General features: G+C 43.8%; 13 protein-coding genes. All 13 read right to left on the bottom strand.

All coding sequences use genetic code 11. The annotated features are described in order from the left end of the window. Positions 1-9: 9 nt before the first annotated feature. The 13 genes from ABS301_RS06155 to ABS301_RS06215 all read right to left on the bottom strand — a co-directional run bounded on the left by ABS301_RS06155 (position 10) and on the right by ABS301_RS06215 (position 16,781). The gene (locus tag ABS301_RS06155; protein WP_349671384.1) at positions 10-1,746 is read right to left on the bottom strand and encodes a sensor histidine kinase; all 1,737 of its coding nucleotides are present in this window, start codon (positions 1,744-1,746) and stop codon (positions 10-12) included. Between the two features lie 78 nt (positions 1,747-1,824). Next, on the bottom strand, positions 1,825-2,649 hold the full coding sequence (locus tag ABS301_RS06160; protein WP_349671385.1) for a carbohydrate ABC transporter permease: 825 nt from the start codon (positions 2,647-2,649) through the stop codon (positions 1,825-1,827). Next, positions 2,649-3,503, bottom strand: a complete 855-nt coding sequence (locus tag ABS301_RS06165; protein ID WP_349671386.1) for a carbohydrate ABC transporter permease — start codon at positions 3,501-3,503, stop codon at positions 2,649-2,651. Before ABS301_RS06165 ends, ABS301_RS06160 begins: the two co-directional genes overlap by 1 nt. A gap of 97 nt (positions 3,504-3,600) precedes the next feature. Then, a complete protein-coding gene (locus ABS301_RS06170; RefSeq protein WP_349671387.1) occupies positions 3,601-4,959 on the bottom strand; it encodes an ABC transporter substrate-binding protein in 1,359 nt (452 codons plus the stop codon). Positions 4,960-5,156: 197 nt separating this feature from the next. Beyond that, complete coding sequence (radA, locus tag ABS301_RS06175; protein ID WP_349671388.1) at positions 5,157-6,548, bottom strand: DNA repair protein RadA; 1,392 nt, start codon at positions 6,546-6,548, stop codon at positions 5,157-5,159. A gap of 77 nt (positions 6,549-6,625) precedes the next feature. Beyond that, complete coding sequence (locus tag ABS301_RS06180) at positions 6,626-7,039, bottom strand: endosialidase (protein WP_349671389.1); 414 nt, start codon at positions 7,037-7,039, stop codon at positions 6,626-6,628. 96 nt (positions 7,040-7,135) lie between these two features. Continuing rightward, entirely contained in the window at positions 7,136-9,589 is a 2,454-nt protein-coding gene (locus tag ABS301_RS06185; protein ID WP_349671390.1) for an ATP-dependent Clp protease ATP-binding subunit, read from the bottom strand. 16 nt (positions 9,590-9,605) lie between these two features. Beyond that, positions 9,606-10,640 carry an ATP--guanido phosphotransferase gene (locus ABS301_RS06190; protein ID WP_502877953.1) on the bottom strand — a complete coding sequence of 345 codons (1,035 nt, stop codon included), beginning with the start codon at positions 10,638-10,640 and terminating at the stop codon, positions 9,606-9,608. Further along, complete coding sequence (locus ABS301_RS06195; protein WP_349671392.1) at positions 10,633-11,193, bottom strand: UvrB/UvrC motif-containing protein; 561 nt, start codon at positions 11,191-11,193, stop codon at positions 10,633-10,635. Before ABS301_RS06195 ends, ABS301_RS06190 begins: the two co-directional genes overlap by 8 nt. Before the next feature lie 28 nt (positions 11,194-11,221). Continuing rightward, entirely contained in the window at positions 11,222-11,602 is a 381-nt protein-coding gene (locus ABS301_RS06200; RefSeq protein WP_349671393.1) for a GntR family transcriptional regulator, read from the bottom strand. 291 nt (positions 11,603-11,893) lie between these two features. Then, positions 11,894-13,702 carry a cadherin-like beta sandwich domain-containing protein gene (locus tag ABS301_RS06205; RefSeq protein WP_349671394.1) on the bottom strand — a complete coding sequence of 603 codons (1,809 nt, stop codon included), beginning with the start codon at positions 13,700-13,702 and terminating at the stop codon, positions 11,894-11,896. A 21-nt stretch (positions 13,703-13,723) separates the two neighbouring features. Beyond that, a complete protein-coding gene (locus ABS301_RS06210; protein ID WP_349671395.1) occupies positions 13,724-16,105 on the bottom strand; it encodes a dockerin type I domain-containing protein in 2,382 nt (793 codons plus the stop codon). Positions 16,106-16,331: 226 nt separating this feature from the next. Beyond that, on the bottom strand, positions 16,332-16,781 hold the full coding sequence (locus tag ABS301_RS06215; protein WP_349671396.1) for a MarR family winged helix-turn-helix transcriptional regulator: 450 nt from the start codon (positions 16,779-16,781) through the stop codon (positions 16,332-16,334). Between the last annotated feature and the right edge of the window lie 5 nt (positions 16,782-16,786).

The raw sequence follows: 16,786 nt of genomic DNA on the forward strand, positions 1-16,786 counted from the left end.
CTCCCCTTACTATACCAAAGGAAACTCCAGTCTGACTTCTGTATAATGAAGATACTCTGATTCGATCCATACACCGTAATCAGGCCCATACATCAGCTGAATGCGATCCTTTACATTCTTAATTCCGATCCGTTTTTTGGCTTCATTGCTCTCAAACAGAGTTGAAAGCTTTTCCCCAGGAATGCCAAGACCATTATCCCATACTTTTATAACGAGCCTTTCTTCCTCACTATAAACGGAAATACGGATTGTACAAAGTCCAATCTTGGGCTCCATCCCATGAACAAGTGAATTTTCTACAATTGGCTGTAAAATACAACTGGGCACCATCATATCAAGAAGTAAATCATCTACCTCCCACTCCACTTCCAGCCTGTCCGGATAAATATTCTTATAAAGCTCCGTATAATTTTTTATGTATTCCATCTCTGCATTTAACGTGCAGGTATTCTTGCTTCGTTCTATGTTTCTCCTGAAAAATCTCGCCAGCAGACCGATCAGCCTGCTTACCTGCTTATCTCCGTTAATTTGCGCGATTCCATGAATGGACTGAAGTATATTAAACAGGAAATGAGGATTGATCTGAGCCTGCAGCTCATGATATTGAAACTCCAGCAGTTTATATTCATTCTGCTGCTGTATCTCCTTTGCACTGCTGATCTGATCCATCAAAGACTGTATGTTGCCAGCCATCTGACTGATATGTTCAGAGATGAGATCCATCTGATCGCCTTTTGAAAACGATGTGGACTCCAGTTTAAAGTCCCCTCTGGATACCCGCGTAATGTTGCTCAGCAGAATCCGGAGATTGCCTGCCATATTACCAAACATCAGCCACAAAAAGATGATAATCAATACAAAGATAAAGAGTCCGATGAACGATACAAAATAAAGCAAATCGGAAAACCGGCTGTTCTTTGCCTTTAGATCTACCTCGTGGGCAATCTTAATTCTTCCCCGGCTGACCTGATATTCGGCATATAAATAATTGTCCTTTTTTTCTCTGTGGACTACTGCTTTTAGATGATCTCTTTCATTGGTGGTAAATAAAAGATTTCCGTTAATATCATAAAGTGCAAAATTTCCTACTTTACTGCAGTCTATATCCTGAAAGATCTCTTTTAAAACGGTGTTTTTCAGCTCTGCAATCACACAGCCGCTGAATCTCATGGTAGTCTCATCGAATAAATAACGCATCAGGACAATTCCATCATCACTGGCACTCCTGGTCCAGATAGTATTGCCCGGGCGATGAGACACATCCTCTTTGTTATCATAAAACAGCTTCAGAACTGATTCTTCACTGGGTCTTCCCTCCCGGGGTCTGCCGTCCCTGCATGCCAGATAAACGGTATCGGAACGATCAATTACAGACACCCAGTTGATGTCATAATTGGTGCTAAGCATTTCTTCCAGCTGTTTTCTCAATCTGGGCTTTAAAAACGGGTCATCTGCTTTATCCGGTCCTGTAACCGTCCGAAGCATGGGAGTCAGGCGCTGATTCGTTGCCGTTAAAGGAATGGTACCCTCCATCAGTTCCGTTAAAGAGATGTCAACATTCCTGCAAATCTGTTCCGTTAATGTGTCGGACTGATAGGTCAGTTCTGTCTTAAACCATTTGCATGTCACGTGGTAAATACAAATGAGAGCAACCAGAAATGTAAGTCCCAGCAGCGCCGTCACTGCAATCATTTTAAAATAAAGCGTCTTCCCAAACCGGATGCGTTCTTTGGCAGATTCCATCATATAACCCCCTCGTCTTTTCCCACTATAGCAACTTGGCAAAAGAATGTCAACGCCCGATCAGGGGCAGATTTTCCCAGCTCAGCCTTTCACCGCACCCTGAGTAATGCCCCCGATAATATATTTTTGCAGCGTTAAATATAACGCTAATATAGGTATGACCGAAAGAATAAAGAGTGCAAATGCCAGCCCCAGTTCAATACTGTTCTCACCAAAGAAGAAATACTGGGTCAGGGGGATGTTGCGCACCTGTTTCTGCTGAAGTAATGTCAAAGACATCTGAAAATCATTCCATACATTCAGTGCGTTTAATACAATGGATGTTAAAACAATGGGCTTCATCAGAGGAAATACAATCTGAAAGAAGACTGCATACATGCCTGCACCGTCAATGGAAGCAGCTTCCTCTAATTCCTTTGGAATACTTTTAACAAAACCTGATACCAGCAGTACCGTAAATGCAATCTGAAAACCGATCTTTGCAAAAATAAAGCCGTGAAGCGTATTTAGCAGCTTCCATCTGGTCATATCAATGTAGAGCGGGGTCATAATTGACTGAAACGGAATAATCATGGCACCTACGAAAAGATAATAGATCAGATTATAAAAACGGTTGTTTTTTCTGGCAATGATATAAGAAGCCATGGTGCAGATCAGTGTTATAAATAGTACTGCCAGTACAGTCGTAACCAGACTGTTTTTCAGTGCCATTCCAAAATTAGATGTTTCAATGGCTCTGGTAAAATTGTCCCAGTGGATGGTTTTTGGAAATGCCAGGCGGTCTGTCACCATCTCCTGCTTGGATTTTGCAGAATAGATCAACGCTATATAAAATGGGCTGATCACAAGCAGTGTCATAGCCAGTTTTACAATGACCGACAAAAAATTCAATTGTTTTTTATTCATCAGATCTCCACCTCCCTGGCTCTTAAAGTTTTTGAAACCAGCGTACTGACTACAAAAATGGATATGGTAAATACCACCGCAATTGCCTGGCCGTAGCCTGCTTTAAAGTATGTAAACAAGTTGTTGTAAATTAACATTGCCACGGTTTCCGACGCTCTCCCGGGGCCGCCAGCCGTGGCTGCCATGGGATAATCAAATACCTTCATTCCCCATGCAAGTAAAAGAGTAAAATTAGCTGTGACTGCCGGAGCAATCATGGGGAAAGTAATTGCTTTGAATTTCTGCCAGGATGTGGCTCCCTCTAACTCTGCCGCCTCATAATAATCTTTCGATACTCCCTGAATTGCTGCGATGTAAACCACCATGCAGTATCCTGCATCCCGCCATACAGATATCATTGCAAGACCAATCATAACCCACGTTGTGCTTCCAAGAGGGCTGGCTATTCCAAATTTGTCATAAAACACATCACTGTACACATACCGCCAGATATAAGAGGAAAGCACAAGACTGAGGCAGTAAGGCAGAAAGATACAGGTTCTCAAAACATGATTCAGTTTTGATTTCTTTGATATCATCAGGGCAAACAGCAGACCGAGCAAATTGGAAAAAACCATTGTAACGGCCGTAAACAGCAATGTATTCTTAACGGCATTCATTACATTTGCATCTTTAAAAATTCTGATGTAATTTTTAAGTCCCACATATGCCTTGTTTGGACTCATTCCATCCCATTTGGTAAAAGAGATGGGAAACCCCTGCAGGAACGGATACGCTACAAAGATTGCAAACATAACCAGGGCTGGCATAATAAAAGTAAACTCCTGAAGCTGTTTTTTCATTTTTCGGTTCATACTGCCTCCAACTTGGATATAGAAAAGTCAGGGAGTCATATAGCTCCCGCTACACTGCCACCCTGACTTACTGATTTTATGTCATCACTTCAAAAAACTATTGTCGAATGGATGCGATCTCATAATCAATGTCCTGGAGTAACTTGGTAACATCACGCTTGCTGTCATCTAATGTGACAAATTCCTGAAGTTTGGTGCGGAACGCGGTGCTGTACTCAGATGTATAATCCGGAACCTGACTCTTAGATACTATCATATCGTTATCGATATAAGATTTGATTTCCTTAATGAATTCATCGGAATCATCCGTTGACACATTTACATTGCTTGTCATAAGCTTTGCTGTTTCCATCCAGATCTTGGAAGACTGCTCATTGGCAAAGAAGCTTAGTAACGCCATTACTTCTTCCTTATGCTCGGTCTGGGAAGATACAACAAATACATCGTCAATACCAACCCAGAGTTTATTATCCTCCGGTTTATCGGACCATGGGGTTGGGAACATACCGAATTCTCCGTCAGGGCTAGCAGCCATTACATCGCCCATAAGCCATCCGCCGTTCATGTACATGGGTCTCTGACCTGCTGCGAAGTTCTGAATTCCCTGTGTCTGGTCAACAGCAGTATCTCCCGCATCTTTATAGGATGCAAACTTGGAGAACATCTCCATTGCGTCTTTCACAACTGCATTATCAGATAATTCTCTGGTTCCCTCCTGGGAATCACTCCAGACTGTCTTATTATCAGTCCCAACAGCCATAGAAGTAAAGAAGGAATCTAACTCATGGAATACTCCATGAATGAAATTGTATGGATGAATAAAGGGGTTAATTCCTTTTTCTTTAAAAGTATCAGCAACTTTAAAGAATTCTTCTCTGGTCTTTGGAACCTCAACACCCGCTTCTTTAAACATCTTTTTATTATAGAAGCATGCCTTTACCTGAGCATCCAGAGGGAATCCATAAACGCCTCCGTTTACAGTACATTCATCTTTTAACATAGGAAGTACATTTTTCATACACTCTTCATTGGAAAGGTCCATGAAATATCCACCATCTACGAATTCTTTCATGGTCTGGGGTTTTCCAAACATGATGTCAGGAGCTTCTCCTGCTGCTATGTAGTTTTTATAAGTTGCAACATAGGAAGAGGAGGCTACTACCTCTACTTCAACGTTGATGCTGGGGTATTCTGCTTTAAATGCTTCCAGCATGGCATCCAGTGCATCTCGTTTGGACTGCTCTCCCATATAATGCACCAGTCGCAGTGTTACAGCATCCCCTCCCGCGGTCTGCTTGCTCTGGCCTTCTGTTTCCTTTACCTCCGCTTTTGCGGTCTGCTCCGCTGCAGCCACGGTGGTCTCATCCTTGCTGCCTTTTGAACATCCGGTGGCAGTTGCAGCCATCAGACCAGCGAGTAATAGAGCAGAAAACCGCTTCAAATACATTTTTCTCATAATACATCCTCCTTGTAGACTATCATTTTGATGTTGCATGATAGTTATATTTTAGCAGACCAAAGCGTCTGGTTATATAGGAATATTTGGCTGTATTATTATATTTTTTGTCATTTTCTGTTATTATGTGACAAAAAAGGGCAGATTTTAGTAACTGCAATGCAGATACAAACGCTGCCCTTAACGCCTTTTTCTCTTTAATTGGAAATTCCAGCAATCGCTTCTCTTACATTATCTACACCTATCAGCTTAATCCCATCAATAGCCCCCATCTTATCCAGGGAAATCCTTGGCAGGATACAGGTATGAAATCCCAGTTTCTTCGCTTCATTTACCCTCTGCTGTGCCATGGAAACGGCCCTCACTTCTCCGGATAATCCCACCTCACCAAATATGATGGTTTTGGAATCAATGGCCCGGTCCTTCATACTGGAGACAATCGCCATAAGAATTGCCAGATCCAGCGCAGGCTCATTCATTCGGAGTCCGCCGGTGATATTGACATAAGCATCAAAATGAGACAGATCATAATGTCCTCTCTTTTCCAGAACTGCCATCAGAAGATTCACCCGGTTATAATCTGTGCCGGCAGCCGTTCGTCTTGGCATACCGAAGGCTGTTGGGGTAATCAGCGCCTGTACCTCAATCATAATTGGCCTGGTTCCCTCCATGGAACAGGCCACCACTGCTCCCGAAGCATCCTCCGGTCTTCCGCTTAACATGAATTCAGAGGGATTTTTTACTTCCGCCAGTCCGCTTTCTATCATTTCAAACACACCGATTTCATTGGTAGAGCCGAACCGGTTTTTTACTCCCCGGATGATCCGGTAGGATGCACTTCTCTCTCCTTCAAAATAAAGAACGGTATCCACCATGTGTTCCAGCACTCTTGGACCTGCAACAACCCCTTCTTTTGTTACATGTCCCACGATAAATATGGCGATTCCTTTTCCCTTGGCGATCTGCATCAGCAGATTGGTGGATTCCCTTACCTGGCTTACACTGCCTGGAGCGGATGATATTTCTTCCCGGAACATGGTCTGAATGGAGTCAATAATCACCACATCCGGTTGTTCCTCCTGTATGGCAGCTTCTATAAGGTCTAAATTCGTCTCACATAAAAACAGCAGATCCCCCTTTACTTCCCCGATGCGGTTTGCCCGCAGTTTAATCTGTTTTAAGGATTCTTCTCCTGATATGTATAAAACCTTCTTCTCTGCTAATGCCAGATTTCTGCATACCTGCAAAAGAAGAGTGGATTTTCCGATACCCGGGTCTCCTCCAACTAAAACCAGGGACCCTCTTACCACGCCGCCGCCCAATACCCGGTCCAGCTCCTCGTATCCCGTTTTCATACGGTCCTGTTCGTCAAGCTGGATTTCAGACAGTCTTGCAGGTTTTATTTTTACGCCTGTCACTCCGCCAGACCCAGTGCTTGAAATTCCCCGTTTTCCGGAAGCCTCCGTTTTAGCCACAGGTTCCTCCACAAATGAATTCCATTCCCGGCAGCCCGGACACTGGCCAAGCCATTTTGCTGATTCAAAACCACATTCCTTGCAAAAAAATGCTGTTGTTTTCCCTTTTGCCATAGGTTCCTCCTGGTCAGACAAAAAATCCGGATCCGAATCTCTTTTGAAAAAAGAGCCGGACCCGGATTTCAGTTACATTACTTTCTTCTGATCGTTACCTTCACTGGTGTTCCTTCATTCAGTTCTACACTGGCTGACAGCTTCCCGCTCATGTTAGTTCTCATGCCGCCTGCTGCTGCACCATTGACAAACACTTCATATTCGGTATCTTCTGCCAGCTGAACGGTCAGCTGGGCATCCTTATCGCCTTCTACTTCAAATTCCACGCCGTCATCAGATACTGCAAACATCTCCACTGCAGTTCCTGGTACAGATTCGTATACAAACATGCCGTTACGTTCAAGCTTGGTTATCTCATAAAATGTCTTTACTTTATATAAATCACCCTCGTGCTCAAAATCCTGTAATTTTGACTTTGTTTCTAATTTGTAATTACCAAAGCTAATTGTACCGTCCTGTTCTGTGCGGATTAATTCTTCAATTACCGGCATTGGTTTGCCCTCCTAGTATTTTCTTTACTTATCCCTGTTGGCGAAGAAAAAGATCCTTTCGCTTGTAGCTATTATACACGAATTGCTGAGAAATGGCTAGCTGTTTATCAGCTCTCTCACAGAAAATTTAAGTCCATCCTCACCAGCCGTGATCATAACCGTATCACCTGTTTTTACCGTTCCGGAAAGGATTTCTTCCGCAAGCTTATCCTCTAAGCTGCTTTGAATGGTACGCCGTAAGGGTCTCGCGCCGTATTTTTCATCGTAACCTTTCTGAATCAGATAGTCTTTCGCAGTCTCATCAATTTCAATTGTAATGCTCATCTGTTCGGAAGTACGTTTCATGATATCCTTCATCATAATCGTTACTATATCTTTCATATGAGTCTTGTTTAACGGATGGAACACAATAATTTCATCGATTCGGTTAATAAACTCCGGTTTGAACAGCTTCTTGACTTCCTCCATAACCCGGTCCTTCATAAGCTTGTAATCCGCCTTTTCATCGGCTACAGCACCAAAGCCCAGACGTTTCGGGGATATGATATTTTCTGCTCCTGCATTGGAAGTCATAATAATTACAGTATTTTTAAAGTCAATCTTTCTTCCCTGTGCATCCGTAATATGACCGTCATCAAGGACCTGAAGAAGAATATTGAATACATCGGGGTGAGCCTTCTCAATCTCGTCAAAGAGAATTACGGAGTAGGGGTTTCTTCTGACCTTTTCACTTAACTGACCGCCTTCATCATATCCTACGTATCCTGGCGGAGAGCCGATAATCTTGGAAACGCTGTGCTTCTCCATATATTCAGACATATCAACACGGATCAAAGCACTGTCCATGCCAAACATGGCTTCTGCAAGGGCTTTGGAAAGTTCTGTTTTTCCCACTCCGGTGGGTCCGAGGAACAGGAACGATCCAATGGGGCGTTTGGGATCTTTAAGCCCTACTCTGCCTCTTCTTATGGCTTTTGCCACCGCAGTTACAGCCTCTTCCTGACCAATTACCCGTTCATGAAGGATGGACTCTAAATTTCTCAGACGCTCACTTTCTCCCTCTTCCAGTTTCTTTACCGGAATCTTTGTCCAGGTTGATACAACATCTGCAATCTCCCCTTCATCAACAGTGGGAGTATTAGAGATTTTTTCCTTCTGCCATTTATCACGGATTTTATCAATCTTTTCCCGCTTTTTCTCCTGCTTTTTCTTAATTACGCCAGCCTTTTCATAGGCCTCTGACTTAATGGCAGCTTCCTTCTGATCCTCTAACAGTTCAATTTCTGCCTCCAGTTCCTTGATCTCAGAGGGTTCTGTGAAGGTAGCAAGGCGGACTTTGGAAGAGGCTTCATCAATTACATCAATGGCCTTATCCGGAAGAAAACGGTCATTGATATAGCGGGAAGACAATTTCACGGCTGCTTTGATGGCGTCATCTGTGATCATAACCTTATGATGATCCTCATATCTTCCTTTTAAGCCTCTTAAAATGCCCACTGCCGCTTCTTCGGAAGGCTCTTCCACCTTGACTGGCTGAAAACGTCGTTCCAGGGCGGAATCCTTTTCAATATATTTGCGGTATTCTTCAATGGTAGTCGCACCGATTAACTGTAATTCTCCTCTTGCCAGAGACGGCTTTAATATATTGGAGGCATCAATGGCTCCCTCTGCCCCTCCTGCTCCGATGATGGTATGAATCTCATCGATAAACAGAAGCACTTCGCCGTCTTCAATTACTTCTGCAATTACTTTTTTAATTCTTTCTTCAAATTCCCCGCGGTATTTCGAACCAGCCACCATACCGGATAAATCCAGAGTGAGAAGCCTTTTCCCTGCAATTGTCTCCGGCACTTCTCCAGATGTGATCATCTGGGCAAGTCCTTCCACGACTGCAGTCTTACCAACTCCTGGTTCTCCGATCAGACATGGATTGTTCTTGGTTCTGCGGCTTAATATCTGAATGAGACGTGTAATCTCGGATTCTCTTCCGATTACAGGATCTAATTTTCCTTTTACTGCAAGCTCTGTTAAGTCACGGCTATAGCTGTCCAGAGTCGGAGTACTTCCCTTTCCTTTGGGGGACTTCATAAGCTCTTCCTTATTGGCAGGTGCATCCTCTCCCATGGCAGCTAATACGTCAATGTACAGCTTCTGTACGCTGACACCGATGGTATTAAGCAGTCTGGAAGCAACGCAGTCATTGTCCCGGATAATTGAAATAAGAAGATGCTCCGTTCCGATTAAATTGGCTTTAAAACGGACTGCTTCCCGGTAGCTGTTTTCCAGAACTCTTCTGGCTCCTGGCGTATAGCCACCGTCTTCCCTTACTCTCACTGCCTGGTCCGGTGCAATCAGCTGGCTGATCAGACCAAGAACCTTATCTTCTCTGACACCGTTTTCAATGAGTACTCTGGCTGCAACACCGCTGCCTTCTTCTAACAGTCCAAGAAGCAGATGCTCTGTTCCCACATAGCTGTGTCCCAACCGCTCTGCTGCCTGCTCTGCCAGATTAATGGCCGTTCTGGCCTTTGTCGTAAATCTGTCTATCATAAATGCAATCCTCCTGTCAATTTAATTCCGGCAGTTCCTCCCGGATGAATTCCGCCCTTGCCATATCAAGCTCTTCCTTATTCAGAGGACGGTCAGAACTCTTTTGTAAACCTGCCGGCCAGATGCCAAGCATCAGGCGATAAACGTTAAACTCTTCCTTTGTATGAATCAGATCATCCTCCAGTCCTGCCATCATCTGTGACAAAAATATCATGGCATCTCTGGAAGTAAGCCTTCTTGCATATTTTAACACACCATAAGACTTGTAGATCTCATCTTCCCGTTCCACTTTACGCCGCTGCAGGGATAACTTTCTTACCTGCATTTCCTGATTAGTCAGCTGAATGGCGGCCTTTGTAACTGTATCTATAATTTCCCGTTCTGTCTGTCCCAGTGTTTTCTGATTGGATACTTCATATAAAGCTCCGAAGTTATCGTCTCCTTCGCCATAAACGCCTCGGACAGCCGCTCCAAAACGGCCCATCTCTCCAATGAGACTGGAAAATTTGCGTCCCTGGGACAACATGGGAAGATGTACCACGACCGATGCTCTCATGCCTGTTCCCACATTGGTGGGAAACGCTGTCAGATAACCGTACCGGTCATCAAATGCATATGGAAAACGTTCATTCAGGTAATCATCAATGCTGCTTGCCTGTTCCCACAGCTCTTCCAGATGAAGACCTGTCTTTAAAGCCTGAATCCGGATATGATCATCTCCGTTAAAAATGATCCCTGTATCTTCATTTTCTGAAAGCAGGATACCTACCGGGGTCTTTTTGTCAGCAATGGAAGAATTAATTGCCCTTCTTTCTTTCAGTGCCACCCGGTCCAGTTCGTTTAAATCACCCAGCATGGAAAAAGTAAGGGGGCTTGGAAGTTCCTCTCCCAAATCCTTTAAACCGAATTCCAGGCGGTGAATCATCTCGCTGCTTTCCTTTTCGTCCAGTTTGGAAGGAAATTTATATTCCTTCCAGTTTCTGACCAGGCGGATCCGGCTGCTTATTACGCCAGATCTGCCGTTGTCAGTCTGCTCATACCATTTAAGCATTGCCTTCATTCCCTTTCCTCAGTTCTTTTATCCGGTCTCTGCAAACTGCTGCAGTCTCATAATCCTCAAACCGGAGCGCTTCTTTTAACCTGGTATCAAGTTCGTAGAGTTCGTTTCTGCTGCTGTCAGATCCGTCTTCATCCAAATCTTCATTCTGGCTTTCATGATCCATCCTTTGAAAAGCCGGTGTTTTTCCTGTATGCATCAGGCTGCCCTGCAGCTGTTTGATGCTATCCTCCATAAGCGGGCCAAAGACACTGTAACAGTCTGCACAACCAAAACGGCTGTCTTTTACAAACTCGCTGTAGCTTGTGCCGCAGGTAGGACAGGCGATCTGCTGTAGTTTATCCGGTCCTTTTTCGGTATCTTCAATTCCAAGAAGACCTGATAACAGCTTACCAAGAGGAAATTCCCCGTCAAAAATAGCTGCATACACACCAAAATCCATCTCTTTTGCACATTGGGCACAAAAATGGTGTTCTTTCTTCACACCATTGACTACTTCCGTATATTGAATATTTGCTTCGCGAATCTTACACTTCTCGCACAACATATAGAACCTCCAATCCAGGGAATCACTGTTATCTCTGGCTTTTTATAAATGACTGAAAAATTTCATCAACCAGCTGGTGAACCTCATCACACGAAATATTTTTACAGATGCCTCTTGCTAATACAACGCTTAAATCCCTGCGCATCTCATCAAGAACCTGTATTTTATCTACATCAAGGGAAACAACCGCTCCTTTCCGGCGGTCCAGTTTCACAAATCCCTCCTGTTTTAAAACAGAGTACGCCTTATTTACCGTATGCATATTAATGCCTATATTATCGGCCATCTGGCGAACGGAAGGCAAGGGGTCTCCTTCTCTTATACTTTCCGTGGCGATTCCTATGATTATCTGGTTCCGAAGCTGAATGTAAATGGCTTCCTCACTGTTAAAATCAATTTGCAATATCATCTTTTCACCATCTTTCGTTATATCTGTTATACACATAATAGCACACGATAATGCATTTTTCAATATATAATATGTGCCAGCATATAAAACTCTGTATTCATATGGCAAATTTTCTTTTCATCTCAGAAATTTATTATAACAAACCAATTTAGTCTTTTCAATAGAAGAGACTTTACAGGAACCTAGCTTTTTTCCTTTTCTAGAAAAAAATATCTAAAATTTTATCATAAATAAAACGAAAGCACCTGTAAAACCTGGCGCTCTCGTTGGTATTTTCACTTATTTTATTATTTAGTCGTTAAGATCCATGAACTCAAAGTCATCATCGTCATTTTCATTCACTTCTCTGCTTCTTTTGGTATCGACTGTCCGTTCCTCTGGCTGGGTCTGATGAACTCTTTTTTTCGGCATTAAGTTCTGTTCCATCTCTTCCAGACTGGACTCTTCCATAAAGTCATCCTCTTCCTCATAGGCAGGGGTTTTGGGGATGAATGTGTCCGGCCTGTCCATACCATTTTCTTCAAAATCGGAATAAAGACTTCCTGTCCGTTCTTTTTCGTCAAATTCCTCCCGGCTGTAACGCTTTACGTTTGCAGGCGGAGCGGCCTGTGCTCTGCTTTCCCTGCGGCTTACGGGCTCGTCCTTCTTCTTTGTGTCATGGAACGGTTCTCCGGAATCATATGGCCTTACATCCGATCCGCCGCCTCTTTTGATCAGGAAAATTACAATGATCAGTAATGCCAGTGCCAGCACGCTGATAGCGATTAATATATAGAACTGCAAATGATAATCCTTAAGCAAATCGCTATAGGTTTTGGCAAGTTCCACATATTTATCATTGGTAACTCCGGAAGCAAAATATCTCTGAACGGTCTTCTCGGTAAGATCATACCGGTAGAAATTCTTTTCTCCATTCCAGTTCATACCATAGAACAGACAGTATTCCGGCTTTGATTCCGAATCGGCAACCCAACCGGTTACCTTTATTCCATCAATTTCGATCTGCTGCTCTTTAAAGCCTTCCGGAGCTGCAGTGTCTGTATCAAGAGGCATAATTACAACTGCTTTTTCTGTGGTTTTTACCTCAACAAACTGAGACCAGCTGTCTGCTGCTTCATTATAGATAAAGAATCCGCCGTTACCGCCCTCATCTTTTAAATACAGTAAGAGGATGTCTTTTTCAAGACCTTTTCCAGCCATCACCTCAGTACCTTTATACTGATAGGTTTTCGCTTCAAATCCCTCTGGCAGTGTGGCTTCGTCAAAGGATGAGGCAATGCTGTACACAACATCATGAATGGTTACGGAAGCAGAGCCAAACTGAGCTTCACCAGTTTCTCCGCCCTCATTGGATGCAGGAGTGGTTTCTCCCCCTTCCGGCTTGGTGACTTTAATCGTATAATTCTTAACCGTCTGACCGTCCTCTGCCGTTACTTTCACAACTACCTGATTCTCTCCGGCCTTTAATCCCTTTTCACCCTGAAGGGTTACATTGGCTCCCGCATTGGAAGCAACTGCGTTGACTACAAGGTCTGCTGTGTCTTTATCAACCTCTGCCGTATAGCTGTCCACTGCTGCAGAAAAAGCAGGAGTTAAGGTTCCGGGTGAAATCTTCAAGGATTTTAATGAGGCATCCTTTGAGGTTGTTGCAGGAGATGTGACTTTAACAGTGGCGCTTCCCTGCTTTGATAATGATATGGCAGCGGAATTCACATCATAAATTTCCTGGGATGTGACACTTATTTTCGCGTTACCTGCCTTTAATGATTTAAACTTCAAAGTAAAATTAAAGGCTTTCTGATCAGCAGAATTCATGGTTCCAAGTATTTTAATCGCTCCGGCTCCGCCGTTGGCGCTGGTTCCACTTACAAATTCCAAAATTCCCGGGTCATAAGACAGCATGATTTCTGCTGTCCCCAGGGGTGTATCGCTGGTGACTTTCATATTCACAGTTACATCATTTCCCACCATGACGGATGGGTCAGAAAATGAAATCTTTGCATCCGATGCCAAGGATACCATGCAACCCCAGGGACTTGCAACTGCCATCATACAAACCAGCATAAGGCTGGTGATCAATCTTTTCAGTTTCCTATTCATATAGTCTCCTATTTCCTAAACTTACATTCCGAGTACTTTCTTCTGTAACAGAAGAAGATCCTGGGAATTTACTTTTCCGTCTCCATTTAAATCGGCTGCTGCTTTCCCAGCATCTGATAGTTGTTCCAGACCCAGAAGATATCTCTGCAGCTTTAAGACATCCAGACTGTTAACTTTTCCGTCACCGTTCACATCACCACTTCCTTTTGAGGCGGTGTTTGCAGAGGTTGCCTGTGTCTGGGCTGGCTGTGTCTGGGTTTGTGCCTGGGTTTGTGCCTCTGTCTGGGCAGGGCTTCCCGGTCCCTGTGAAGCCCCGGAAGATGCCTGAACCGATATATTAGAGGCTCCTTCGGGTGCTATGGTAATATTGCTGCCGCCTGGTGTTCCGGAACTGGTTTCTGAGGATGGATTGGAAACTCCAGGTCCCCTGCTGCCGGAAGAACTGTTACTGCCGGAGGAGCTGTTACTGCCGGAAGAACTGTTACTGCCGGATGAGCTGTTGCCGCCGGATGAGCTGTTACCACCGGTAGAACCGGGGTTACTTGGAGTACTGCTTCCTGAATTATAGGTCGGTCCGTTTGCCTGTCTGACTACATGAAGAATATACTCCCTCACATTACCGTTCTGGGCAGTAACGGTTACTTTAATATCATTATTACCATTTTGAAGTGCAATAGTCCCGGTTCCGCTTACATTAGAAGCGGAATACAGTGCAGAAGCATTCACTTTAATACTGGTCACGCCAGAATCCACAATCAGATTAAATTCTTTTGTATCCCGGTCAAAGCTTGGTGTCATAACAAATCCATCTACACTAAGACCTGAGAGCTTGTTATTTGGATTACCATCACCAGTTGGCTGGCTGCAGGGATTTTCAGGCATATTATTATAAACCGGAATTTTAAATTCCAAACCGGTCTGTTTCATATCATTATTATAAGCTTTTGAATACACCGCAGCTTCGGATGCCGCACCCTGCACATTGGTCATATACTGATGTTTATACAGATTCGCCCCCTGTACATTAAATTTCTTCAGATAAAATGTATCCTGCCCAACTTTTACGTAGTTATTACCATAATATAATGCGCCGCCTAAAATTGATTTTTCCGGCGAATTCCAGGGACGTTCATAATTGCCTGCCTGAGACGCCCACCATAATCCTCTTTGCACAGCAGTCATGTTTCCAGACTGATATGCTTCAATATTAAAGAAATTGTAAAACCCGGCATAGCCTGATTCTGTGCCGGAAATACTTTTGCCGGTACCTGCAGAACCCTGCTCCTGAATGATCATCGCTGCCAGAACATAAGGATTAACGCCGGACTGCGTGGCTGCATTCATAATCATATTGGCATAAGCACCGCTTCCAGTGGTAGTCCCAGTAGAAGGCGCAGAAGCAGAAGGTCCGGTGAGACTTGCTCCGGGCCCATAATCCATAAGAACGGCCGCATGGTTGGGTGTAATGGATGCATGGGGTGATTCCTGGCTTACATTACCGGAAGAAGTACCCTGTGTTTCGGTTTTTCCGCCAGGGCCAATATTGGCTCCGGGGCCTGCAGGGCTGCCTGACTCCGTAGACGTACTGCTTTCCGGTGAGGTGGTTGCACCTGACTGGGAAGTATCTGTATTAACGGTACCTCCTGACAGGAAGCTGCCCTTAACCATGGTATTTAATCCTTCCATTGTATGCTTGTTGCTGTCATAGGTATGTGTTAAAAACTGAAATACATTGGTTTCGTCCAGAAAATTCCTGGGATCCATATAATACTTTACAATATCCTCTGATGCGGTAACCCAGCTGCTTCCGTCAAATCCTACCCAGGTACTGTTGTTCCAGTCATAAGCACCGGTTTCCGTGGATTTCCAGGAAGACATACTGTTTGTGTGTACCAGTGTCTTTCCCACCAGACTCTCTTCTTTAACTGCAGTATTCCAGTCTATATTGGTTTTCTGAGCAGTAAACACCCAATTGGGGTATTGGGCATGAAGCGCCCTTAAGCGCGTCTTATAGCTTTCAGGGAACCCCTGCGCAGACAGTCTTGACTCAAAATCAGCATTGCTGGTATATACTGCGGCAAATTTTAAATAGCTTTTTGTAACGTAACCTGACACGGTTTGTCCGTTGGAATTGTTAAAGCGTATCTCATACCAGAGGGCTCCATCCGATCCGTTCTTTTCATTGACCACAGTGACCGCTGCACCATTGGTCAGTTTTGTAACGATTGAATAGGAAGTACCCGGTCCGCTTCTCACATTCAGTGTTGAAGCATTCACCGTTGCCGACTTATTCGTATAAGCATACGTATCTATGTAAGGCGATATCGGTCCTACAAAAGAATCGATCACCATAATACTGGCAAGAACTGCTGCCATCCTGCCAGCTTTTTTATACTTTCTCATCTGTTTCTCCCATAATACCCTTAAGTATTTTAATTTCCAGTTATATGTAAATCATACATTATTTTATTATAATGACAAATGATACCATGTGTCAACACAATCAGTTAATCTTCAATTAATTGGAAATATTTGTAAGAAAATCTTTCATTTTATCCACTGAAGAAAAACAGCGGAATGCATAAGCACTCCGCTGCCCAAAAAACTGCTTTCACTTCTATTAATTATGCTATTCTTCACTACCACTGACATTATAACGTTCCAGATTGTCACACATGTTTTCCATAACTCTGTAAAATACATCCATATCTGCCTGAGAGATTCCCTCACCAGCAATCTCTTCAAACTGTTCGAATACTTTTCGTATTTCTCCTGCTTCCTGATATCCCTTTTCTGTCAGGCAGATGGAAAACGATCTTCTGCAATCGGGATTGCTTTCCCGGACAAGAAGCCCCAGTCCTTCCAGCTTATCGATGTTTCTGGACATGGCTGCTGCATCGATTCTGCATCGGTCTGCCAGCTCTTTCTGGGTAATGCGGTCCTCTTGCTGAAGATGATACAGTATTTTCGCCTGCCCCTGACCAGGCGTCAGTCCTAAATCAGACAACAGAGGGAAAAAGATCTGTTTTCTTGCTTTTTCACCCCGCACCATCAATTCCCTGATACTTTGTTTCTTCACAGTCT

Origin of the sequence: Lacrimispora sp. (assembly GCF_031982545.1) — a bacterium.
Taxonomy (GTDB): Bacteria; Bacillota; Clostridia; order Lachnospirales; family Lachnospiraceae; genus Lacrimispora.